Origin of the sequence: Streptomyces sp. NPDC050433 (assembly GCF_044458565.1) — a bacterium.
In the GTDB taxonomy this organism is placed as follows: Bacteria; Actinomycetota; Actinomycetes; order Streptomycetales; family Streptomycetaceae; genus Streptomyces.
In genome coordinates, this window is the sequence record NZ_JBITIB010000001.1 from 145,530 (window position 1) to 168,508 (window position 22,979).

Sequence of the window (22,979 nt, forward strand, 5' to 3'; positions counted from 1 at the left end):
GCGGAAGGGACGGCCCGGTACGAGGACTTTAGTGCGGCGTGATCGAACCGGCCCTACCGCGGGCCGTACTTCCGGCCCGTCTTCGACGTGATCCCGCCCAGCAGCCCGCGCGGCGTCAGCTTCACCGCGCCCATCAGGGCCTTGTACCGGGGGTCCGGCACCGACACCGTCTTGCCGCGCGCCAGGTCCGCCAGCGCCGCCGTCACCAGCTTGTCGGCGTCCAGCCACATCCAGTTGGGGATGTTGTCCGTCCCCATGCCCGCCCGCTCGTGGAACTCCGTCCGCGTGAAACCGGGGCAGAGCGCCATCAGCCGTACCCCCGTCCCTTCCAGGTCCCGCGACACCCCCTGGGTGAACTGCACGACCCACGCCTTCGACGCGCCGTACGTCCCACGCGGCAGGAACGCCGCCACCGACGCCACGTTCACCACCCCGCCGCGCCCGCGCGCCTTCATCCCGGTGACGGCCGCCGACGTCAGCCGCAGCACCGCCTCGCAGTGCACCTTCAGCATCGTCAGCTCGTCGGCCATCGAGACGTCGAGGAACCGGCCCTTGTTCCCGAACCCCGCGTTGTTGACGAGCAGATCGACGGGGTGCTTGAGGTCGGCGAGGCGGCGCTCGACCGCGGTGATCCCGTCCTCCGTGGCGAGGTCGGCGGTCAGCACCTCCGCCTCGATGCCGTGCAGGTCGTGGAGTTCGGTGGCCTGTCGCTGAAGGCGCTCGGTGTCGCGGGCGACCAGCACCAGGTTGTGGCCGCTTCCCACACCGCCCGACTGGGAGGTCCCGCTCGCCGCCAGCCGCCGCGCGAAGGCGGCGCCGATCCCCGCCGTCGCGCCCGTAATCAAAGCAGTCGTCATAGGCGGCACGTTAGACGGTCGCGCGCCCGGCGTGAGCGCCCGTCCGGCCACCGGAAAGCGCCCCCGCCGGACGCCCGCGGGTTCAGTTCGTCTACGCGGCGCCGGCGCCGTACTTGGCCACGTACTCCCGCGCGGTCCTCAACTCCTCGGCGTGCAGGGCCTCTCCGGCCGCCAGCACCCGCGGGAGCAGATCGCGCTCGGTCGTCGCGGCCCGGAAGGCGAGAGCCACCGTCACCTCGTGGTCGGGCCGGTGCACGATCTCGATCGGGTCGCCCGCGCGGATCTCGCCGGGCACGACGACCCGGAAGTACGCACCGGTGACGCCCTCGCGCGTGAACCGTCTGACCCAGCCCTTCTCACCGAGCCAGCCGCCGAACGTACGACACGGAATCCGGCCGCTGGTCGCCTCCAGCACCAGATCCGGACCAACCCGCCAACGCTCGCCGATCTTCGTCCCGTTCAGGTCGAGACCCGACGTCGTCAGATTCTCGCCGAAGCTGCCGTTGCCCAGCGGACGGCCCAACTCCCGCTCCCAGAAGTCCAGATCCTCGCGCGCGTACACATACACCGCCTGGTCGCTGCCGCCGTGATGGCGCAGGTCGCACACCGTGTCCCCGGCCAGACCGCTGGCGCCGACCCCCTTCGGTCCGGGATCGCGCACCGCGACGGCACCGTCCACCGGCTGCTTGTCGATGCCGGTGGCGCCGCCCGGCGCGTCGGTGTACTCGACGGTCTTGGCCCGCCCCGCATTCACGGTCAGAAGCTTCATGCCGGGCACGCTAACCCGCCCACCGGCGCACACGCCTCTCAAACGCTCTTCTCCTCATTTTCCGCTGCCCCCAAGCGTCCCTTATGTTTGAGGGGTGATCGAAGCCCGCCATCTCCGTGTCCTGCGCGCCGTCGCCGCCACCGGCTCGTTCTCCGCCGCCGCGCGCGAGCTGGGGTGCACCCAGCCGGCCGTCAGCCAGCAGATGAAGGTCCTCGAAGCGTCGGTCGGTACGACCCTGCTGATCAGAACCAGCCGCGCGATGCGGCTCACCCAGGCCGGCGAAGCGCTCGTACGGCACGCGACGGGCATCCTGTCGGGGCTCACAGCAGCCGAGGAGGAGGTCGCCGCCATCGCGGGCCTGCGCGCCGGGCGGGTGCGGCTCGTCTCGTTCCCCAGCGGCAGCTCCACGCTGGTACCCGCCGCCCTGGCCGCCCTGCGCGCCGCGCATCCGGGCACCCGTGTCTCACTGGTCGACGCCGAACCGCCGCGCTCCGTCGAGATGCTGCGCGACGGCGACTGCGACGTGGCCCTGGCGTTCCGCTACGACTCCACCCGTGACGACTCCGGCGGCGGCGCCGAGGAGTGGGACGACCTGGTCGTACGGCCGCTGCTCACCGACCGGCTGGTGGGGCTGCTCCCCGAGGGGCACCGGCTGGCCGGGGCCGCCGCCGTCTCCATCGCCGACCTCGCCGACGAGTCCTGGATCGCGGGCTGCCCGCGCTGCCGTCACCAACTGGTGGACGCGTGTGAGAAGGCGGGTTTCACCCCCCGTATCGACTTTGCGACGGACGACTACCCGGCGGTGATCGGCCTGGTCGGGGCCGGGCTCGGGGTCGCGGTGCTGCCGGAGCTGGCCATGGAGTCGGTGCTGCCGAAGGCGGCTCGCACGGTCACCGTCGAGCCCTCCGTACGCCGCGAGATCGTCGCGCTCACCCTGCCCGATCTGGCGCGGGTCCCCACGGTGGCGGCGACGCTGGACCAACTGGAGCGGGCCGCGTCGCGCTGACGGGCGCGCGACCGCTCTCCCGCCGAAGACCGTGTGTCGTAGCCGCCCCGGCGGGGAGGGCGCGGCATGCAGGAACGTTTCTGCGAATATCTGTCGCAGATCAGGCGCGGCCCGGTCCGTTCGTGCCCGAGGTCGTGATCAGGCGGGTGCGGGCGCGCCCCATCAGCTCTTCGCGTTCGTCCTCCGTCAGCCCGCCCCACACGCCGTACGGCTCCCGTACCGCCAGCGCGTGCGCCGCGCACTGCGCGCGGACCGGGCATCTCATGCAGACCTCTTTCGCCGAGGTTTCGCGGGCGCTGCGTGCCGCGCCCCTCTCCCCCTCCGGGTGAAAGAACAGTGAACTGTCGACGCCGCGGCAGGCCGCGAGGAGCTGCCAGTCCCACAGATCTGCGTTCGGTCCGGGAAGGCGGGAGAAATCTGCCATTGCTCATGTCCCCTTGAATCCGTGGAAGCGGGGGCCGCTAGGGCGTGAGATGCGCCCTGGAACGCCGGGGCCGAGCCCGACGTGCTGACCACATCATGCTGACGACGGTACATCTCCTGTGTAAGTAGATGTAAATATGACTCATTGCGAATCTAGCCACAGACACCAGCAAAAGCGAAGAAAAAGGGCTAAATGGGGCATAGCTCAGAGTGATCGAAGGTGACCTGCGAGGCTCTGCTCTGTGTGCGCTTCCTCACGTAGAGTGCCGAGAGCGATTCCGGACCCGTAACTCTTTCGAGTGACCGTCGTTGAGTGGTCGAGGCGGTTGAAGGAACAAGCGATCGGGCACATGCCCGGTGGCGTCAATCGCACAGGTGACCACATGTACTCAGCCTGGAGGCTCAAGGTGACGCGCATCAGCTGCGGAGGGCGGCCATGACATCCGTCCTCGTCTGCGACGACTCCCCGCTTGCCCGAGAGGCGCTGCGCCGCGCGGTTGCGACCGTGCCCGGCGTCGAGCGCGTGACGACCGCGGCCAACGGAGAGGAAGTCCTCCGCCGCTGGGGCGCCGACCGCTCGGACCTGATTCTGATGGACGTACGCATGCCCGGTCTGGGCGGCGTCGAGACCGTCCGGCGGCTGCTGTCCGCCGATCCGGGCGCCCGGATCATCATGCTCACGGTCGCCGAGGACCTGGACGGTGTCGCGCTCGCGGTCGCCGCCGGTGCCCGCGGCTATCTGCACAAGGACGCGTCCCGCGCGGAGTTGCGCGCGACGGTCACCCAGGCGCTGGCCGACCCGACATGGCGGCTCGCCCCGCGCCGGCTCAGGTCGGCCGAGATGGGCGCGGCGCCCACGCTCACCGCGCGTGAGATCCAGGTGCTCGAAGGCATGAGCCACGGGCGGTCGAACGCGGAGATCGGGCGCGAGCTGTTCCTCTCGGAGGACACGGTCAAGACGCATGCCCGCCGTCTGTTCAAAAAGCTCGGCGCATCGGACCGGGCGCACGCCGTTGCCCTCGGATTCCGCTGGGGCCTGGTCCGCTAGGTCCAGTCCGGTGCCGGCCGGTCGATGCGCTGGTCGGAGCCCTGGAGCAGCTTTTCCGGACAGTCGTGGAACCCCGTCTGCCGTGCGGCGGACGGGGCGGCGAAGAGGGTCAACCGTGCCCGTACGCCACAGTTTCCCGCCCGATGCCGCATCCTTGAGGTGTGGAGTTCCTCGGGGACGAGTCGGGCGAGCGGAAGGGGAGGGCGCGGGAGATGAGTTCCAGCGCACCTGCTCATAACGCTTCGGTGCACAACTATGAACGCGGTGCCACGGATCAGCAGCCGCCAAGGCACCATGGTCCGATGCGCGATGACGAGACCACGGTGATCGGTGCGCTCGTTCATCGTGCCGTCGAGGGGGACGGGCAGGCCACGCACGATCTCCTGGCCCATGTGCATCCCCTCGCGCTGCGCTACTGCCGCACCCGGCTGAACCGACTGCCCGGTGATGCCCGCCACTTCGTGGAGGACCTGGCGCAGGAGGTCTGCGTCGCGGTCCTGATGGCGCTGCCGCGCTACAAGGACACCGGCAGGCCCTTCGAGGCCTTCGTCTTCGCCATCGCCGCGCACAAGGTCGCCGATCTCCAGCGGGCCGCCATGCGGCACCCCGGATCGACGGCCGTGCCTTCGGACGAGATGCCCGAGCGGCCCGACGACTCCCTCGGCCCGGAGGAGCGCGCGCTGCTCAGCAGCGACGCCGAGTGGGCCAAGAAGCTCCTCGCCAACCTCCCCGACAACCAGCGCGAGCTGCTGGTGCTGCGGGTCGCCGTGGGGCTGACCGCCGAGGAGACCGGCCAGATGCTGGGAATGTCGCCGGGCGCCGTACGGGTGGCGCAGCACCGCGCGCTCAGCAGGCTGCGCGCGCTGGCCGAGCAGTAGCGGTCCCGCCCGGCCGGGCACGGGGCGGGGCGGGGAGCGGCGGGGGAGCGGGGAATCAGACGCCTCCGCTTCCCGTTAGCATGGGCATCCGCACCGATCAAGGCCATTTGGGGAAGGTGTCATGACTGCAAACGTCGACGGAGTGCCCGAGAAGTTCGCGACGCTCGGGCTGACATACGACGACGTGCTGCTGCTGCCCGGCGCTTCGGAGGTCCTGCCGAACCAGGTGGACACCACGTCCCTGGTCTCCCGGAACGTCAGGGTGAACCTCCCCCTGCTCTCCGCCGCGATGGACAAGGTCACCGAGGCCCGTATGGCGATCGCCATGGCACGGCAGGGTGGCGTCGGCGTGCTGCACCGCAATCTCTCCATTGCCGACCAGGCCAACCAGGTCGACCTCGTGAAGCGCTCCGAGTCCGGCATGGTCACCGACCCGATCACGGTCCGCCCCGACGCGACGCTCGGTGAGGCGGACGAACTCTGCGCCAAGTTCCGGATCAGCGGCGTCCCGGTCACCGACGCCGCGGGCAAGCTCCTCGGCATCGTCACCAACCGCGACATGGCCTTCGAGTCGGACCGCGCGCGCCAGGTGCGTGAGGTCATGACCCCGATGCCGCTCGTCACCGGCAACGTCGGCATCTCCGGCGTGGACGCCATGGAGCTGCTGCGCCGCCACAAGATCGAGAAGCTTCCGCTCGTCGACGACAAGGGCGTCCTCAAGGGCCTCATCACGGTCAAGGACTTCGTCAAGGCGGAGAAGTACCCGAACGCCGCCAAGGACAGCGAGGGCCGGCTGCTCGTCGGCGCTGCCGTCGGTGCCAGCCCCGAGGCGCTGGAGCGGTCCCAGGCGCTGGTCGCGGCCGGGGTGGACTTCCTGGTCGTGGACACCTCCCACGGTCACAACAGCAACGCGCTGAGCTGGATGTCCAAGATCAAGTCGAGCGTTCCGGTGGATGTCATCGGCGGGAACGTGGCCACCCGTGACGGCGCCCAGGCGCTGATCGACGCGGGCGTGGACGGCGTGAAGGTCGGCGTCGGGCCGGGCTCGATCTGTACGACGCGAGTCGTCGCCGGCATCGGCGTCCCCCAGGTCACGGCGATCTACGAGGCCGCGGTGGTCTGCCAGGCGGCGGGCGTCCCGGTCATCGGCGACGGCGGCCTCCAGTACTCGGGCGACATCGGCAAGGCTCTGGCGGCCGGCGCGTCCACGGTGATGCTCGGCAGCCTGCTCGCGGGCTGTGAGGAGTCGCCGGGTGAGCTCCAGTTCATCAACGGCAAGCAGTTCAAGTCGTACCGCGGGATGGGCTCGCTCGGTGCGATGCAGTCGCGCGGCCAGGGCCGTTCGTACTCGAAGGACCGTTACTTCCAGGGCGAGGTGTCCTCGGACGACAAGCTGGTCCCCGAGGGCATCGAGGGCCAGGTGCCCTACCGCGGGCCGCTGAGCGCCGTCCTGCACCAGCTCATCGGCGGCCTGCGGCAGACCATGGGCTATGTGGGCGCGGCCTCCATCGACGAGATGGAGCGCAAGGGCCGGTTCGTCCGGATCACCGCGGCCGGGCTCAAGGAGAGCCACCCGCACGACATCCAGATGACGGTCGAGGCGCCGAACTACACCGGTCGCTGACGACCCGCTCGTGGTCCTGTCCGCCGGACAGGACCAAGGTGAGGGGCGGTCCCGTTCATCTCGGGGCCGCCCCTCACCGGTGTGCCGGGCCGGGTCGGGGATACTGAAGCCGCAGACGCAGAGGAAAGGCCATACATCGTGACTGAGATCGAGATCGGCCGCGGCAAGCGCGGACGCCGGGCGTACGCCTTCGACGACATCGCGGTCGTCCCCAGCCGGCGCACCCGCGACCCGAAGGAGGTCTCGATCGCCTGGCAGATCGACGCCTACCGGTTCGAGCTGCCGTTCCTGGCCGCCCCCATGGACTCCGTGGTCTCGCCGAGCACGGCGATCCGCATCGGCGAGCTGGGCGGTCTCGGCGTGCTCAACCTCGAAGGCCTGTGGACCCGTTACGAGGAACCGCAGCCGCTGCTGGCCGAGATCGCCGATCTGGACGAGGCGACCGCCAACCGCAGGCTCCAGGAGATCTACGCCGCGCCGATCCAGGAGGAGTTGATCGGGCGGCGCATCAAGGAGGTGCGCGACTCGGGTGTGGTCACGGCCGCCGCACTCTCGCCGCAGCGCACCGCGCAGTTCTCCAAGGCCGTCGTGGACGCCGGGGTGGACATCTTCGTCATCCGGGGGACGACGGTCTCCGCCGAGCACGTCTCGGGCGCGGCCGAGCCGCTGAACCTGAAGCAGTTCATCTACGAACTGGACGTCCCGGTCATCGTCGGCGGCTGCGCCACGTACACCGCCTCGCTGCATCTGATGCGCACCGGTGCGGCCGGCGTGCTGGTGGGCTTCGGCGGCGGGGCCGCGCACACCACCCGTAACGTGCTGGGCATCCAGGTGCCGATGGCGACGGCGGTCGCGGACGTGGCCGCCGCCCGGCGCGACTACATGGACGAGTCCGGCGGGCGGTACGTGCATGTGATCGCCGATGGTGGCGTGGGCTGGTCCGGCGACCTGCCCAAGGCCGTGGCGTGCGGGGCCGACGCGGTGATGATGGGCTCCCCGCTGGCGCGGGCGACCGACGCGCCGGGCAAGGGGCACCACTGGGGCATGGAGGCCGTCCACGAGGACGTGCCGCGTGGCAAGTTGGTGGATCTGGGCATCGTCGGGACGACCGAGGAGATCCTGACCGGGCCCTCGCACAGCCCGGACGGCTCGATGAACTTCTTCGGCGCGCTCAAGAGGGCGATGGCGACGACCGGTTACAGCGAACTCAAGGAGTTCCAGCGCGTCGAGGTGACGGTCGCGGACTCGCAGCACAGCCGCTGAACGCACGGAAGGTGCCCCGGACCGTAAGCGGTCCGGGGCACCTTCGTGTGTGTGCGGCCTCTTTAGGAGGCGGCCTTCTTGGCGCCCGAGAACGCGGCGACCGCGGCGAGGGCGAAGAACAGGAAGGTCATCGCCTCCTTGCCCGCGTTCCACGCCTCGGTCAGCAGGCTGAAGTGGTCGAACAGCATCTCCGTCGTCGACAGGCCCAGTTCCTCGGCACCGATGATCGCGATGCCGAAGATCTGGCCCAGGTAGACGGCGGCCAGCGCGAACACGGCGCTGACCACGGCCAGGATCGGGTTGCGTCCGCCGACCTTGCCCGCGACGAAGCCGATCACGAAGCCGACAGCGATGGCGGCGTAACCGATCTCGCTCTCGATGGCACCGGCGATGCCGCCGTAGATGGCGCCGGCGGCGATCGCCGTGCCGGCCGCTGCCGCCAGGCCGAGCCCCACGTTGTCCCGGACCGGCGGGGCCGGCGCGAACGGGTTGCCGGGGCCGGGCGGGACGTGGCCGGGCGGGACGGGGCCTCCGGCGTACGGGTTGCCGGGCGGCGGGAAAGACTGACTCATGTGAAAGATCCCCCAAGGAATGCCCGCACCGTTGTGCGAGCGCCCTGGACCATAGCAGTCCGCTACGACACCGCAGTAGGCAATTGCCCGGCTGTGGAAGGCTGGTGGGCCGGAGGCCGGAGGCGGGTGGGCCGCCGCGTCAGAGCCGGTACGCCGCTCCCGCGGGGCTCGCGCCTCGGGTGTCGAGCAGCAACTGCGCCTTCACGGCGAGGCCTTGGAGGTCGTACGTACGGTGGTGCTGGAGCAGCACCGTCAGATCCGCGTGCGCCGCGGCCTCGTAAAGAGAGTCGGCGCGCGGGACCGGCAGTTCGCGTACGCGCCAGTCGGGGACGTACGGATCGTGGTAGCTGACGGTCGCCCCCAGGTCCATCAGCCGGCGGGCGATCTCGGTGGCCGGTGAACTCTCCTGGTCGGCGTGGTCCTGCTTGTAGGTGACGCCGAGCAGCAGGACGCGGGCGCCGCGCGCGGACTTGCCGTGCTCGTTGAGGAGCGTGGCGCAGCGCTGGATGACGTACTGCGGCATGCGGGTGTTGATCTCCTGGGCGAGGCCGACCATCCGCAGCGGATGGCCGGGGGTGCGGCCGGCGTGCGGGAGGTAGCTGGGGTCCATGGGGACGCCGTGGCCGCCGACGCCGGGGCCGGGCCGGAAGGCCTGGAAGCCGAACGGTTTGGTCTCGGCGCACCGGATGACGTCCCAGAGGTCGACGCCGAGGTCGTGGCAGAGCACGGCCATCTCGTTGACGAGGGCGATGTTGACGTGCCGGAAGTTGGTTTCCAGGAGCTTGACGGTCTCGGCCTCGCGCGGTCCGCGCGCGCGGACGACCTTGTCGGTGAGGCGTCCGTAGAAGGCCGCCGCCGATTCGGTGCAGGCCGGGGTGAGCCCGCCGATGACCTTGGGGGTGTTGATGTGGCCGTGGGTGCGGCGGCCGGGGTCGACGCGGCTGGGGGAGTAGGCGAGGTGGAAGTCGCGCCCGGCGCGCAGGCCCGAGCCCTCTTCCAGGATGGTGCGCAGGAACCCCTCGGTGGTGCCGGGGCCCGCCGGTGATTCGAGCAGCACGGTGGTGTGCGGGCGCAGCCGGGCGGCCAGGGCGCGCGCGGCCTCGCCGACGGCGGTGAGGTCGAGGGTGCGGTCGGGGCCCAGCGGGGTGGGCGCACAGATGACGGCGGTACGGACCCGGCCCAGCTCGGTCGGGTTGGTGGTGGGCCGGAAGCCGCCGGAGAGCATGCGGCGGACGTCGGACGCGGTGAGGGGCCCGTCGACGGGGGTGCGGCCCGCCGCCAGTTCGGCGACGGGCCGTGGATCGAGGTCGTAGCCGACGGTCTCGATGCCGGCGGCCACGGCGGCCTGGGCGAGGGGCAGGCCGAGATGGCCGAGTCCGATGACGGCGAGGTCTGCGGGCATGTGGGCCGTCCTTTCCCATAACCGGAGGAGACAGAGGGCGCAACCCCTGTGGACAGAACGAGCGAGGGCAATGTCAGACTAGGCGTAAATATGACCGATATGCGTCATTACATGGCCGGACATGGCGGTACATGTCTGCGGATTTCACTGGCCTGACCCGATCGTCGGCCGGTGTTGTCCACAGCCGGTGGCTGAAGTCGGCGAGTGCGGACAGAATCGAAGAGCCCGAACAACACGGGGGCGACGGGAGGCAGCGGTGAGGACAGCGACACTGGGACCGGAGGAGCGCGCCACGGCTCTGGCGGAGATGGCCGAGCGTGAACTGGACGTGTTGGTCGTGGGCGCGGGCGTGGTCGGCGCCGGGACGGCGCTCGACGCCGTGACACGGGGACTGTCGACCGGGCTCGTGGAGGCGCGCGACTGGGCCTCGGGCACATCGAGCCGGTCGAGCAAGCTGATCCACGGAGGGCTGCGCTATCTGGAGATGCTCGACTTCGGGCTCGTCAGGGAGGCGCTGAAGGAGCGCGGACTGCTGCTGGAGCGGCTGGCCCCGCATCTGGTGAAGCCGGTGCCGTTCCTCTACCCGTTGCAGCACAAGGGCTGGGAGCGGCTCTACGCCGGATCGGGCGTCGCGCTGTACGACGCGATGTCGTTCTCGTCCGGCCACGGCCGGGGCCTGCCGACGCACCGCCATCTCTCCCGCCGCCACGCGCTGCGCGTGGCCCCGGCGCTCAAGAAGGACGCGCTGGTCGGCGCCTTGCAGTACTACGACGCCCAGATGGACGACGCGCGGTATGTGGCGACCCTGGTGCGTACGGCCGCGAGCTACGGCGCGCATGTCGCCAGCAGGGCCCGCGTGGTGGGGTTCCTGCGTGAGGGCGAGCGGGTCGTCGGAGCCCGCGTGCGGGACGTGGACGGCGCCGGGGAGTACGAGATCCGGGCGAAGCAGATCGTCAACTCGACCGGGGTGTGGACGGACGACACCCAGGCGCTGATCGGCGAGCGCGGCCAGTTCCATGTCCGGGCGTCGAAGGGCATCCACCTGGTGGTCCCCAAGGACCGCATCCACTCGTCGACCGGGCTGATCCTGCGGACCGAGAAGTCGGTGCTCTTCGTCATCCCGTGGGGCAGGCACTGGATCGTGGGCACCACCGACACCGACTGGGACCTCGACAAGGCCCACCCGGCGGCCTCCAGCGCGGACATCGACTATCTCCTTGAACACGTCAACTCGGTCCTCGCCGTACCGCTGACGCGTGACGACGTGGAGGGGGTGTACGCGGGGCTGCGCCCCCTGCTGGCCGGCGAGTCCGACGCGACCAGCAAGCTGTCGCGCGAGCACACGGTGGCGCACCCGGTGCCGGGCATGGTCGTGGTGGCCGGCGGCAAGTACACGACGTACCGGGTCATGGCCAAGGACGCGGTGGACGAGGCGGTGCACGGCCTCGACCAGCGGGTGGCGGCCTGCGTGACGGAGGACACCCCGCTGCTCGGAGCCGAGGGCTACCGCGCCCTGTGGAACGCGCGCGCGGGGATCGCCGCGCGGACCGGGCTCCATGTGGTGCGCGTGGAGCATCTGCTCAACCGGTACGGGGCGCTGGTGGAGGAGTTGCTGGAGCTGATCGCGGCCGACCCCGGTCTCGGTGAGCCGCTGGGCGCCGCCGAGGACTATCTGCGGGCCGAGATCGTGTACGCGGCGTCGCACGAGGGGGCGCGTCATCTCGACGACGTCCTGACGAGGCGCACCCGCATCTCGATCGAGACGTTCGACCGGGGGACGCGCAGCGCCCGCGAGTGCGCGGAGCTGATGGCGCCGGTGCTCGGCTGGGACAAGGGCCAGATCGAGAAAGAGGTCGAGCACTACCGGAAGCGGGTGGAGGCGGAGCGCGAGTCGCAGCGCCAGCCGGACGACCTGACGGCGGACGCGGCACGGCTCGGCGCGCCGGACATCGTGCCTCTCTAGGGGATTCTGCGGTGAGTTGAGACGGATGGGGTGCCTGGTGCGGTCCTTTGCGGGATTGTGCCGGGCACTCCTGTTCGAGTCATGAACAGGGGCATGACCAGCGGCGGAAGCCGCCGTACCCCGTCCAACGGACCGGCGACGGGCTCCGCTTGGGCCGTCGCCCGGCCGGATGGCGGACCCGCGAGCATCGCACGCGCCGGAATGAGGGACAATGGAGGCTCTGTCAGGGCGCGTTACCGCGCCGCGCGCGGGCAGGTGTGCCAGGCGCGCGGGCGGACACCAGGCGCGGGCGGACACCAGGGATCGCAGAGGGGACGCATGGCGGAGGCTGAGCAGTCGCGGGACACGGCGCGGGACCCCGGGAACGACACGGACGACGCGGAGCGCGGGGCCGACGCGACCCCCGAGGGGCGCCTTCTCGCCGGACGGTACCGGCTCGGTGAGGTGCTCGGCCGCGGCGGAATGGGCACGGTCTGGCGGGCCGTCGACGAGACCCTGGGCCGTACGGTCGCTGTCAAGGAGCTGCGCTTCCCCACCAGCATCGACGAGGACGAGAAGCGCCGTCTGATCACGCGCACCCTGCGCGAGGCCAAGGCGATCGCCCGCATCCGCAACAACGGAGCGGTCACCGTCTACGACGTCGTGGACGAGGACGACCGGCCGTGGATCGTCATGGAGTTGATCGAGGGCAAGTCCCTCGCCGAGGTCGTACGCGAGGACGGGATCCTGACCCCGAGGCGCGCCGCCGAGGTCGCGCTCGCGATCCTCGACGTGCTGCGCTCGGCGCACCGCGAGGGCATCCTGCACCGCGACGTGAAGCCGTCCAACGTGCTGATCTCCGAGGACGGCCGCGTCGTCCTCACCGACTTCGGCATCGCACAGGTGGAGGGCGACCCCTCGGTCACCTCCACCGGGATGCTCGTCGGCGCCCCCTCGTACATCTCTCCCGAGCGCGCCCGCGGCAAGAAGCCCGGCCCCGCCGCCGACCTGTGGTCGCTGGGCGGGCTGATCTACGCGTCGGTGGAGGGCTGCCCGCCGTACGACAAGGGGTCGGCCATCGCGACCCTCACCGCCGTCATGACCGAACCGCTCGAACCCCCCAAGAACGCGGGCCCGTTGGAAGAGGTCATCTACGGCCTGCTGGCCAAGGACCCGGATCTGCGGCTCGACGACGCGGGCGCGCGGGCGCTGCTCCAGGGCGTCATCGACAGCCCCGACTCGGATCTGCCCGAACCGGCGGCCGACGCGACCCGCGTCGTACCGCTGCCGCTGCTTCCTCCGGAGCCCGAGCCCGGGTCGAAGGGCGGCAAGACGGCGGGAGCCGGGGCCGTGGCTGCGGGCACCGCCGCCGCGGCCACGTCGCCGTCCGCACCTGCGGGCACACCCGGCGGGGGCGCCGCACGGACCACGGCCACGCGGGCGTCGCTCACCGATGTCGTCCCGCGCCGCACGCTGATGATCATCGCGGCGGTCGTCGTGCTGGCGATCCTCTCCGTCGTCCTGATCGTCGCGCTCAACGGCGACTCGGACGGGTCCGGCAAGGGTGGCGCGGCCAAGGACGGCACCGCCACGTCGGCCGGGGCCACCGCGGGTGACGACGCCAAGGGCGGCGGAGACGACACGGCGGGTCAGGGCAAGCAGCGGGATTCGGCCAAGGACAGCGGTAACGGCAACGCGTCGGACGGCTCGTCGTCCGGCGAGTCCGGCACGAACAACTCGGGACCGGGTTCCGGCGAATCCGACTCCGACTCCGGTTCGGACGGCAAGGGTCTGCCTGACGACTACAAGATGATCACCGACAAGCAGTTCCGCTTCTCCATGGCGATGCCCGACGACTTCAAGCGCACCGGTACGGCAGGCCGGAGTTCCGGCGGCATCTACAGCGAGAACGGTGAATTCCCCCGTATCCAAGTCGACTTCAACGCCGGGCCGACCAACGACGCCAAGCGCGCCTGGATTCAGCTCGAAGCCCAGATAAAGGGCAGCCTCGGCAATTACAAGCGCCTGGGTATCAAGTCGGTGGAGTTCAACGGCTATCCGACCGTCGCCGACTGGGGATTCGTGCGCGACCAGGCCGGCGAGCGGGTGCGGGTGATGAACCGGGGATTCAAGGTCGACGCCACCCACGGGTACGCGATCATGATCACCTGCAAGGCGGACGAGTGGAATGACGACGAGTGCCGGACACTCCGGGAGACGGCGTACAGCACTTTCAAGCCGACTGACTGACGGCGGGGCGCGCCGCGGACGTGTCGTGAACGTGTCGCGATGGCGCGAACTGGCGGGCGGCGCAACCCGTTCCGGTGATTGACGCGACTGTGTGTGAAGCGGTCCGTCTCATGACCGGAATGGGTCACGCCGGTACGGGCGCGGGGTACCGGGGCGTAGGGGCGCAGGTTGCCGGGAAGGTTAAGGCCTGTGTTGCGGTGACCCGGCGGCATATTTGTGTGCGGCCACGTATCGTGAGAAGTCGCGGACCGTACGCAGTCACAATGGGCCGGTAAACGACCGGAATTGGCGGTTTCGCGAGGTCTCCGAGGATCCGGAGGCCCATGGACAGTGCGCGTGTGGGAGGCGTCGTGGACGACTACGCGGGACGGGTACTCGCCGACCGCTACCGCCTGCCCCTGCCTCCGTCCGACGAGTTCGACCTCGTCGAGACGCGAGCGTTCGACACCTACAGCGCGCAGGAAGTCCTCGTCAGGCAGGTGCCGTTGCCCGAGGTCGTGGACGCCGAGATGGTCGACCCGGAGGGCGCGGCGGCGACGCGGCGCGTCACGGGCCGTACGACTCGCAGGCCCACCGACCCGGCCGTGCGGCGCGCGATCGAGGCCGCCCAGAGCGCCGCCCAGATCCCCGACCATCCGCGGCTCGACCAGGTCTTCGACGTCTTCGCCGAGGGCGGGTCGCTGTGGATAGTGAGTGAGCTGGTCGCCGCCAGGCCGCTGGCCGCCCTGCTCGCCGAGAGGCCGCTCAACCCCTACCGCGCGGCGGAGATCGCCTCGGACGTGCTCACCGCCGTCCGGGTGCTGCACGCCCACGGCTGGACCCACCGGAACATCACCGTCCGCACGGTGCTCGTCTGCGACGACGGGCGCGTGGTGCTCACCGGCCTCGCGGCGGGCGCGGCCGAGGAAGCGCTCTGCGGCTATATGCCGGTGCCGCCGGCGCCCGGAGAAGGCGGCGGCACCGATGCCGGTTACCGGCCGACCGGTGAGATCCCCGGCCCCGTTCCGGGCTCGGGACCGGGCATCGGCGGGGGCGCGCGGACGTCGGGCGTGCCGGCCGGCGGCTCGGGTGCCGCGGGCATCCCCGCGGGCCGTACGGGCGGCTCCGAGGCCCTGCCGCCGGGGACCGGCGCGCTGGGCGTGCCGGTCGGGCCCGCGTCGCCGGGGCGCGCCGCGCTGGAGACGGCCCGCTCGGCCGACGGCACGTACGGGGACGGGACCTACGGCGACGGCGCGTACAGGGACGGTCGGCGCGGGGACGGGACCTACGGCGACGGTCCGCACGGCGACCGGTCGTACGGCGAAGTCCCCTACGGGACAGACGCGTTCGGCCGACCCGTCCTGGACCGTGGCCCGGACACCGGTGGTGCCGGCACGGAGGCCGGCCCGGACGACCGGGACGCGTCAGGCGCTACGGGAGCGGCCCCCGTCGTCCCGTACACCGGCCCGCCCGCCCTGCCGGCCAACCCCTCCCGCAGCGGCCCCGCGGACACCCGCGCCGCGCGCGCCGGAGCCATCGCCGCCTACCGCGCCGGAGCGCGCGCCGCCGCCCGCGTCACCGAGGACCAGCAGCGCGACAGCGGCACCCTGCCCGTTCAGCGCCCCGTGCATCTGTCGGACCCCTCGGCCCCCGCCGGCCGGAGCGGTTCCCCGGACGGCCCGTCGGGCGGGGCCGGACCGGCCGGACCCACGCAGGACGACAACCGCGACCCCGACTGGTGGGCGATGCCGCCCCGCGAGATCGACCCGCAGGGGCGCGGGACGGACGGCCAATACGCCGGTGACGCCGACGACGCTGATGACGCCGACGACGGCCCCGGCTTCGACCCGGACGACGACGACCCCCGGCCGCCCCGTCGCGTCCAACTGGCCGGCACCTGGCACGACGGCCCCTCGGGCGCCGGTGACGGCTCCCGCCCGCTGCCCGCGGGCGGCGGCACCTCCCCGTACCTCCGCCAGGAGAACGCGGCCGGTGACGCCTCCGGCTCCGGCAGCGGCTGGCACCCCTCGGGCACCAGCGACGCCATGCGTGCCGACGCCCAGCGGCAGTCGTCGAACCTGCCCGCCGTCCCCGGACCCACCGCCCCCGCCGGCCGCTGGGACGATGTCGTCGCGGGCGGCACGACCCCCGCGTACCGGGGCCCCGCCACCCCGCTCGCCGCCGAACGCGCCCGCCAGGCACGGATAGCCGTCGTCGGCGCGGTCACGGAGCGGTGGGCACCGGAGCAGGCTGGGCCGGTCCACGAGAACTGGCAACTCGCCCCGCCCATCGGCCCGTCCACCGACCTGTGGGCGCTGGGCGCGCTCCTCTACCGCGCCGTCCAGGGCCACGCCCCGTATCCGGAGGAGAGCGCGGCCGAGCTGGTCCAGCTCGTCTGCGCCGAACCGCCCGCCTTCGCCGAGGAGTGCGGCCCGCTGCGCCCCGTCGTCGAGTCGCTGCTCCGTCAGGACCCCACGGAACGGCCCGACTTCGAGGAGCTGCGCGGCTGGCTGCGTTCGCTGGTGCGCTCGGCGCCCGAGCCCGACGCCGGTCTCGACGTCGTCGCCGTGCCCTCCGTGGACGAGCGGCTGCCGATCGTGCGCCGCCGGGGCGAGCTGGTCCGCAAGCGCCGTGGCTGGGGCCGCGGCGGCGACGCCGGACGGCACCGCCACAAGAAGGTCAAGGAGCGCAAGGACAAGAGCGGCGGCAGGTCGTCCGAGCGGCGCGGCGCCGCTCGGGCGTCGCACGGTGAGGCGTACGTCGAGCCGCGCCGCGAGCAGAGGGACCGCGCGTACGGCGAACGGGACCACCGCGACGACGACTTCGGCGAGAGGGAGTACCGCGAGCCGCGGCAGAGGTCGGGTGGCGGCGGTTCCCGCGAGCCGCGCTCGCTCGGGCGCATCCTGCTCGCCGTCATCCTCGTGCTGATGGTCGCGGCCATCGCCTTCGCGGTGATGTTCCTGCCGAAGGCCGACGAACAGGCGCAGTCGCAGAAGGGTGCGGGGTCGGACCCGAGCGCGCCGGCGACACCGCAGCCGCAGGACCCCAACTCCTCGACGCCGCAGAGCTCCGGGCCCCCGGCCGATCTCGCGGACGGCTATGTCCTGCGCAAGGACACCGAGGGCTTCGAGATCGGCGTGGACAAGAGCTGGCAGCGCAGCCCGATCAACGACAGCGGCCAAGTCCGTTACGGGCGCGGCGACTTCACCCTCATCGTGGTGCCGGGACGGGACACGGTGGACGACAACGGCGACGACCCGCTGGTCTACCAGCGGGAGAAGGAGCGGGAGTTGCAGCCCTTCCGGGACTCCTCCTGGGCCACCGCCTCCGGTCTGCGCCGGATCGACGTCGGCCAACAGCGCATGGCCGAGGGCCAGTTCACCTGGCAGAGCAGCAGCGGCCAGGAGGTCTACGTCCGCAACCTCGCCATGATCGTCAAGGGCAGCTACCACATCGTGCAGGTCATCGGCCCGGCCGACCAGCGTGACAAGGTGTCCGAGATCTACCAACAGGCCACCGGTTCCTACCGGATCACGCGCTGACCGCTTCCCCGCACGAGGGGCTGACCGTCCCCTCGTGCGGGTCACGGTGAGGTTTCAAGCACGGGTCCCAGTTCCGGGTTCGCGCGTCCGCTCCGTAACCTGTCATCACGAGTGAACAGGCAGGGGCACGTGGAAGATTCAGCGAAAACGCGTGAGGGGCTGGTCCTTGCCGGCCGTTACACGCTGGGCGAGGCCATCGGCAGCGGCGGCATGGGCAAGGTCTGGCGGGCCTACGACCAACTGCTCAACAGAACAGTGGCCATCAAGGAGTTGACGGCCGCCCTGTTCGTATCGGCCGCCGACAGCGCCGTGTTGCACGCTCGTACGCAGAAAGAGGCCAGAGCCGCGGCCCGGATCAGCCACCCCTCCGTGGTGACGGTCCATGATGTGCTCGACCACGGCGGCCGGCCGTGGATCGTCATGCAGTACGTGGACGGCCCCTCGCTCTCCGAAGCCCTCACCTCCGACCCCGCCGACCCGCGTGAGGCGGCCCGGATCGGCCTCCAGGTGCTCGGGGCGCTGCGCGCCGCGCACGCGGCCGGGGTGCTGCACCGGGACGTCAAGCCCGGCAACGTCCTGCTCGCGCGGGACGGCCAGGTGCTGCTCACGGACTTCGGGATAGCCGCCATCGAGGGCGACTCGGCCATCACCCGCACCGGCGAAATCGTCGGCTCCATCGACTACTTGGCACCCGAGCGGGTACGCGGCCACGATCCGGGACCCGCCTCCGACCTGTGGGCGCTGGGCGCGACGCTGTACACGGCGGTGGAAGGCACCTCCCCGTTCCGCCGTACGTCGGCGGTGGCCACCATGCAGGCGGTGGTCACCGACGAGCCGCCCGCTCCCGTACGCGCCGGGGCGCTCGGGCCCGTGATCACCGCGCTGCTCCACAAGGACCCCGACGCACGCCCGGACGCCGCCGAGGCGGAGCGGATGCTGCGGGCGGTCGTGGAGGGGCGGGAGCCCGTGGTGCCCGGGGCCCAGGAGGAGTCCGTCACGGCCGTCCGGGCCCCGTACCGGCAGGACCAACAGCCGCACCCCCAGCACGGGCAGACTCCGCCCCCGCACTCGGCGACGCCGCAGCCCGCGCCGTACGGGAACACGCCGCCGCACGCGTACCCGCAGGTGACCTCTTCCGTCCCGGCCGGCGGGAAGAAGGGACGCTGGCGTGTCGTGCTCGCCGCCGTCGTCGCCGCCGGGCTGATCGGCGGCGGCGCGGGCTACTTCGCGCTCCAGGCCGGGAACAAGGACGATCCGGGCACGAGCGCCGGAGGGGACGCGGCACCGGCACCGGCCCCGGGCGCGACGTCCTCGGACGACGGCAAGGGCCAGGACGCGAACGGCGGGACCGGCGGCGAGGGCGGTGAGGCCAGACCCGACGGGGACGTCCCGGCGGGCTGGCAGCGGGTGGAGGATCCGGCGGGCTTCAGCCTCGTCGTTCCCGAAGGCTGGCAGCGCCAGATGGAGGGCGACCAGATCGACTACACGCCCGACAACGGCCGCCACTTCCTGCGTATCGCCATCGACACCACACCGGACTTCCCGAATCCCTACCTCCACATGCAGGACATGGAGAAGCAGGTCGGCAAGTTTCCCAACTACGACCGGGTCAAGATGCGCCCCATCAACTTCCGCGGCCAGACGAAGGCCGCGGTCTGGGAGTTCACCTGGACCGAGCAACAGGGGCAGGAGGGGGAGCGCCGCGCGATCGACCAGATTTACTTCTCCGAGGACGAGTCGACCGAGTACGCGCTCTACATGTCGGGTCCCGCCGAGAACTGGACCACCACCCGCGCGCAGTTCGACGTCATACTCGACGGCTGGCAGCCGGACGGCGAGGAAGGCTGAACCGGGCCGTCATGTCACGGCTCTGCACCCGCTCCCGCCCCCCGGTGGCCATCGCGACACGCTTTCCGTAAAGATGTGGTCATGACGAACGACGGGGGACGGGCGAACGAGCCCACCAGCTACGGACTTCAGCCGCCGCAGCAACATCCGCAGCAGCCGTATCCGCCGTACCAGGGGCAGCAGTCGCAACTCCCGCAGGTGCCGCCGCAGGGCTCCCCGTACCAGCCGACGCAGTCGACACCGCACACCCCCGGCGCGCACAACCCCGCCGCGCACGCCCCCGGCGCCCACACCCCGATGGAGCCCGACCCGTCGGTCGGACGCCTGCTGGGTGGCCGCTACCGCCTCGTCTCGCGGCTCGGACACGGCGGCATGGGAACGGTCTGGCTGGCGCACGACGAGATCGTGGACCGCGACGTCGCGGTCAAGGAGCCCCGCGTTCCCGAACACCTGGGCGCGGGCGAACGCGACACCGTCCACCGGCGGATGCGGCGCGAGGCCAGCTCGGCGGCCAGGATCGACCACCCCGCGGTCGTCACCATGCACGACGTGGTCGTCGAGGACGACAAGCCGTGGATCGTCATGGAGCTGGTCCGCGGCCAGTCGCTCGCCGACCGTCTTCAGGAGGGCACGCTCGACCCGCGCGAGGCGGCCAGGATCGGGCTCGCTGTACTGAACGCGCTCAACGCCGCCCACGAGGCCGGTGTGCTGCACCGCGACGTGAAGCCGGACAACGTGCTGCTCGGCCGCGGCGACCGCGTCGTGCTGAGCGACTTCGGCATCGCCCAGGTCGAGGGCCAGCAGGGACTCACCGAGACCGGCGCCTTCGTCGGCTCACCGGAGTTCATCTCGCCGGAGCGGGTGCTCGGCCAGCGCCCCGGCCCCGAGTCGGACCTGTGGTCGCTGGGCGTCGTGCTGTACGCGGCGGTCGAGGGGATGTCCCCGTACCGCCGCTCGAACATCCCCGCCACGCTCCAGGCCGTGCTCTCCGCCGAGCCGCAGATGCCGGCCCGCGGATCGGGCGCCTTCGGCACGATCGTGATGCAGCTGCTGCGCAAGGACCCCGCGGCGCGGCCCACGGCCGCGGAGGTGCGCGCGGTGCTGGAGTCGGTGGCGCGCCCGCCGCAGCTCTCGCCGGAGGCGACGCGGCTCTACCAGGGCGCGGGCGCCTCCGGCGCCACGACCGGCAGCAAGTGGGTCCCGCCGGTCCTGCACCGCAACCGCCCGGCGCAGTTCGGGCTCGGCGGCGGTCTGCTCGCGGTGGTCCTCGTGCTCGGGCTGATCTTCTTCGACCCGTTCGCCGGTGACGAACTGCCGGAGGGCTGGGAGGTCCGCTCCGAGGTGGAGATCCTGGACGCCAAGATCGCTGTCCCGGAGGACTACCGGCGTTCCCAGGAGAGCTCCACCGAGGACACTCGGGTCAGCTTCCGGGACCCGAGCGGTGTCTTCACCGTCTCGATGGACCAGGTCCAGAAGAAGCCGGACAACGAGGTCCTGTCGGCTGACGAAGCGGCCTGGAAGATGTATTACGAGGACGGCGGCGACAACGGCACGGAGATCCAGGACGCGGACTACAAGAGCGCGGACGCGTCGTTCAAGGGCTCGGACAAGGCGTTCGAGAACATCGTCGACTTCACGCCGTACAGCGACTCGTCCGAGGACCCGATCCGGTACCGCTACCACGAGCTGATCGTCCCCGGCAGCGACGACGTGCACTGGCGGCTGCGGGTGGCGATGCCCGCCAAGGGGGACGCCGTGGTGGACGGCGAGGAGCTGTACGAGAACATCGTCAAGCATCTGGTGATCGAGAGCAGCTACCTGCCCTGAGGCCATGGACCGGCGGCCGGTTTGCGGCCGGCCGCCGACCCGGGAAAAGGTGTTACCCGCGGGTACCCAAAGTTCCGTACGCGGCATACTCTCGCCCTCATGACGGACTCACAGGCCCCCACGACCAACCCCGTGGCTCCGGCCCCCGCCGGTGTACGCACCGCCGCCGACGTGGTCACTCCCGAAGTGCTCGCCCAGCTCGTCAGGGGCGTCGTGGGTTCCGGGCGCACCGCGAATCACACGCCGTCCACCGGTGAGAAGCTGGCCGACCTGCCCGAGTCCACCCCCGAGGACGTCGCCGAGGCCTTCTCGCGTGCCCGCGCCGCGCAGCCCGTCTGGGCGGCGACCTCCGTACGGAAGCGGTCCGCCGTCCTGCTCCGCTTCCACGACCTCCTGCTGGAGCGCCAGGCCGAGATCCTCGACCTCATCCAGCTGGAGACCGGCAAGGCGAGGCTGCACGCCCACGAAGAGGTCCAGGCCGTGGCCGTCGCCGCCCGCCACTACGGGCGCAAGGCCCCCGCGTATCTCCGGCCCAGGCGGCACACCGGCGCCGTACCCCTGCTGACCAAGGTCACCGAGCAGCGTCAGCCGCGCGGTGTCGTGGGGCAGATCGCGCCCTGGAACTACCCGCTGGAGCTGTCCGTCGGCGACGCCCTGCCCGCCTTCGTCGCGGGCAACGCCGTGGTCATGAAGCCCGACACCGAGACCGCGCTCACCGCGCTGTGGGCCCGTGACCTGCTGGTCGAGGCCGGACTGCCGGCCGGGGTGTTCCAGGTGGTGCTCGGCGACGGACCGGTCGTCGGGCCCGAGGTCGTCGAGCGCGGCGACTACGTCTCCTTCACCGGCTCCACCCGCACCGGCCGCGATGTCGCGCAGCGCGCGGCGAGCAGGCTGGTGGGTGCGTCGCTCGAACTCGGCGGCAAGAACGCCATGTTGGTCCTGCACGACGCCGACATCGAGAAGGCGGCGGCCGGGGCGGTGCGGGCCTGTTTCTCCACCGCGGGCCAACTCTGCATCTCCGTCGAGCGGTTGTACGTCCACGAGTCCGTCGCCGACGCGTTCGTGGAGCGATTCGCGGCCCGTACGAAGGCGATGCGGCTGGGCAGCGCGCTCGCGTACGGGGCGGACATGGGCTCGCTCGCCGGCGAGCGCCAGCTGGCGACCGTGACCAGTCATGTCGAGGAGGCCGTCGCCAAGGGTGCCACGGTCCTCGCGGGCGGCGTGGCGCGGCCCGACATCGGGCCGTACTTCTACGAGCCCACCATCCTGGAGGGCGTCGAGGCGCCGATGGCGGTCTGCGCCGAGGAGACCTTCGGGCCGCTTGTCTCCGTCTACCGGTTCAGCGACGAGGACGAGGCCGTCGAGCTGGCCAACTCCACGCCGTACGGCCTCAATTCGAGCGTATGGACGCGCGACGGCAGGCGCGGGCACGAGGTCGCCGCCCGGCTGCGTACCGGCACCGTCAACATCAACGAGGGGTACGCCCCGGCGTACGGCAGTGTCCAGGCACCGATGGGCGGCATGAAGGAATCCGGCCTCGGGCGCAGGCACGGCTCCGAGGGCATTCTCAAATACACCGAGGTGCAGACCGTCGCGCAGCAGCGGGTGCTGCCGATGGCTCCGTCGATGGGCATGGACGACGAGAAGTACGCGGCGTTCATGACCAGGAGCCTGCGTGCGCTCAAGGCCTTCCGGCTGCGCTGATTCGAAGAGTTTGAAGAATTCAAAGGACTCGAAGAAGGAGAGTCG

Annotated in this window: 16 protein-coding genes; 11 read left to right on the top strand and 5 right to left on the bottom strand. The window is 71.3% G+C overall.

What is annotated here, in order from left to right:
• Window positions 1-53: 53 nt before the first annotated feature.
• Both ACIBLA_RS00790 and ACIBLA_RS00795 read right to left on the bottom strand, forming a co-directional pair.
• Window positions 54-857, bottom strand: coding sequence for an SDR family NAD(P)-dependent oxidoreductase (locus ACIBLA_RS00790; protein WP_399197427.1), 804 nt, complete (start codon window positions 855-857; stop codon window positions 54-56).
• A gap of 91 nt (window positions 858-948) precedes the next feature.
• Entirely contained in the window at window positions 949-1,626 is a 678-nt protein-coding gene (locus ACIBLA_RS00795; RefSeq protein ID WP_399197428.1) for an MOSC domain-containing protein, read from the bottom strand.
• Window positions 1,627-1,720: 94 nt separating this feature from the next.
• On the opposite strand from ACIBLA_RS00795, the gene ACIBLA_RS00800 reads away from it, so the two are divergent.
• Entirely contained in the window at window positions 1,721-2,632 is a 912-nt protein-coding gene (locus ACIBLA_RS00800) for a LysR family transcriptional regulator (protein ID WP_363240163.1), read from the top strand.
• 100 nt (window positions 2,633-2,732) lie between these two features.
• Here ACIBLA_RS00800 and ACIBLA_RS00805 read toward each other — a convergent pair whose 3' ends face one another.
• A complete protein-coding gene (locus tag ACIBLA_RS00805; RefSeq protein WP_363240162.1) occupies window positions 2,733-3,056 on the bottom strand; it encodes a WhiB family transcriptional regulator in 324 nt (107 codons plus the stop codon).
• A 435-nt stretch (window positions 3,057-3,491) separates the two neighbouring features.
• On the opposite strand from ACIBLA_RS00805, the gene ACIBLA_RS00810 reads away from it, so the two are divergent.
• The 4 genes from ACIBLA_RS00810 to ACIBLA_RS00825 all read left to right on the top strand — a co-directional run bounded on the left by ACIBLA_RS00810 (window position 3,492) and on the right by ACIBLA_RS00825 (window position 7,868).
• On the top strand, window positions 3,492-4,103 hold the full coding sequence (locus ACIBLA_RS00810; RefSeq protein WP_003948568.1) for a response regulator transcription factor: 612 nt from the start codon (window positions 3,492-3,494) through the stop codon (window positions 4,101-4,103).
• Between the two features lie 302 nt (window positions 4,104-4,405).
• Window positions 4,406-4,981, top strand: coding sequence for a sigma-70 family RNA polymerase sigma factor (locus ACIBLA_RS00815; RefSeq protein WP_363240161.1), 576 nt, complete (start codon window positions 4,406-4,408; stop codon window positions 4,979-4,981).
• A gap of 121 nt (window positions 4,982-5,102) precedes the next feature.
• The gene (gene guaB / locus ACIBLA_RS00820; RefSeq protein WP_363240160.1) at window positions 5,103-6,605 is read left to right on the top strand and encodes an IMP dehydrogenase; all 1,503 of its coding nucleotides are present in this window, start codon (window positions 5,103-5,105) and stop codon (window positions 6,603-6,605) included.
• 138 nt (window positions 6,606-6,743) lie between these two features.
• Window positions 6,744-7,868 (top strand): GuaB3 family IMP dehydrogenase-related protein, encoded by a 1,125-nt coding sequence (locus ACIBLA_RS00825; RefSeq protein ID WP_399197429.1) that lies wholly within the window; start codon window positions 6,744-6,746, stop codon window positions 7,866-7,868.
• A 62-nt stretch (window positions 7,869-7,930) separates the two neighbouring features.
• Here the strand turns inward: ACIBLA_RS00825 and ACIBLA_RS00830 are convergent, their stop codons facing one another.
• Window positions 7,931-8,440 (bottom strand): hypothetical protein, encoded by a 510-nt coding sequence (locus ACIBLA_RS00830; protein WP_399197430.1) that lies wholly within the window; start codon window positions 8,438-8,440, stop codon window positions 7,931-7,933.
• 139 nt (window positions 8,441-8,579) lie between these two features.
• The gene (locus ACIBLA_RS00835) at window positions 8,580-9,842 is read right to left on the bottom strand and encodes a nucleotide sugar dehydrogenase (protein ID WP_363240157.1); all 1,263 of its coding nucleotides are present in this window, start codon (window positions 9,840-9,842) and stop codon (window positions 8,580-8,582) included.
• Window positions 9,843-10,098: 256 nt separating this feature from the next.
• Between ACIBLA_RS00835 and ACIBLA_RS00840 the strand changes: the two genes are divergently transcribed.
• The 6 genes from ACIBLA_RS00840 to ACIBLA_RS00865 all read left to right on the top strand — a co-directional run bounded on the left by ACIBLA_RS00840 (window position 10,099) and on the right by ACIBLA_RS00865 (window position 22,934).
• Complete coding sequence (locus ACIBLA_RS00840) at window positions 10,099-11,805, top strand: glycerol-3-phosphate dehydrogenase/oxidase (RefSeq protein ID WP_363240156.1); 1,707 nt, start codon at window positions 10,099-10,101, stop codon at window positions 11,803-11,805.
• 318 nt (window positions 11,806-12,123) lie between these two features.
• Entirely contained in the window at window positions 12,124-14,034 is a 1,911-nt protein-coding gene (locus tag ACIBLA_RS00845) for a serine/threonine-protein kinase (protein WP_399197431.1), read from the top strand.
• Between the two features lie 323 nt (window positions 14,035-14,357).
• On the top strand, window positions 14,358-17,555 hold the full coding sequence (locus ACIBLA_RS00850; RefSeq protein WP_399197432.1) for a protein kinase: 3,198 nt from the start codon (window positions 14,358-14,360) through the stop codon (window positions 17,553-17,555).
• Window positions 17,556-17,684: 129 nt separating this feature from the next.
• On the top strand, window positions 17,685-19,403 hold the full coding sequence (locus ACIBLA_RS00855; RefSeq protein ID WP_399197433.1) for a serine/threonine-protein kinase: 1,719 nt from the start codon (window positions 17,685-17,687) through the stop codon (window positions 19,401-19,403).
• Window positions 19,404-19,484: 81 nt separating this feature from the next.
• Window positions 19,485-21,230, top strand: a complete 1,746-nt coding sequence (locus ACIBLA_RS00860; protein WP_399197434.1) for a serine/threonine-protein kinase — start codon at window positions 19,485-19,487, stop codon at window positions 21,228-21,230.
• Between the two features lie 99 nt (window positions 21,231-21,329).
• The gene (locus ACIBLA_RS00865) at window positions 21,330-22,934 is read left to right on the top strand and encodes a succinic semialdehyde dehydrogenase (RefSeq protein ID WP_399197435.1); all 1,605 of its coding nucleotides are present in this window, start codon (window positions 21,330-21,332) and stop codon (window positions 22,932-22,934) included.
• Window positions 22,935-22,979: the final 45 nt, after the last annotated feature.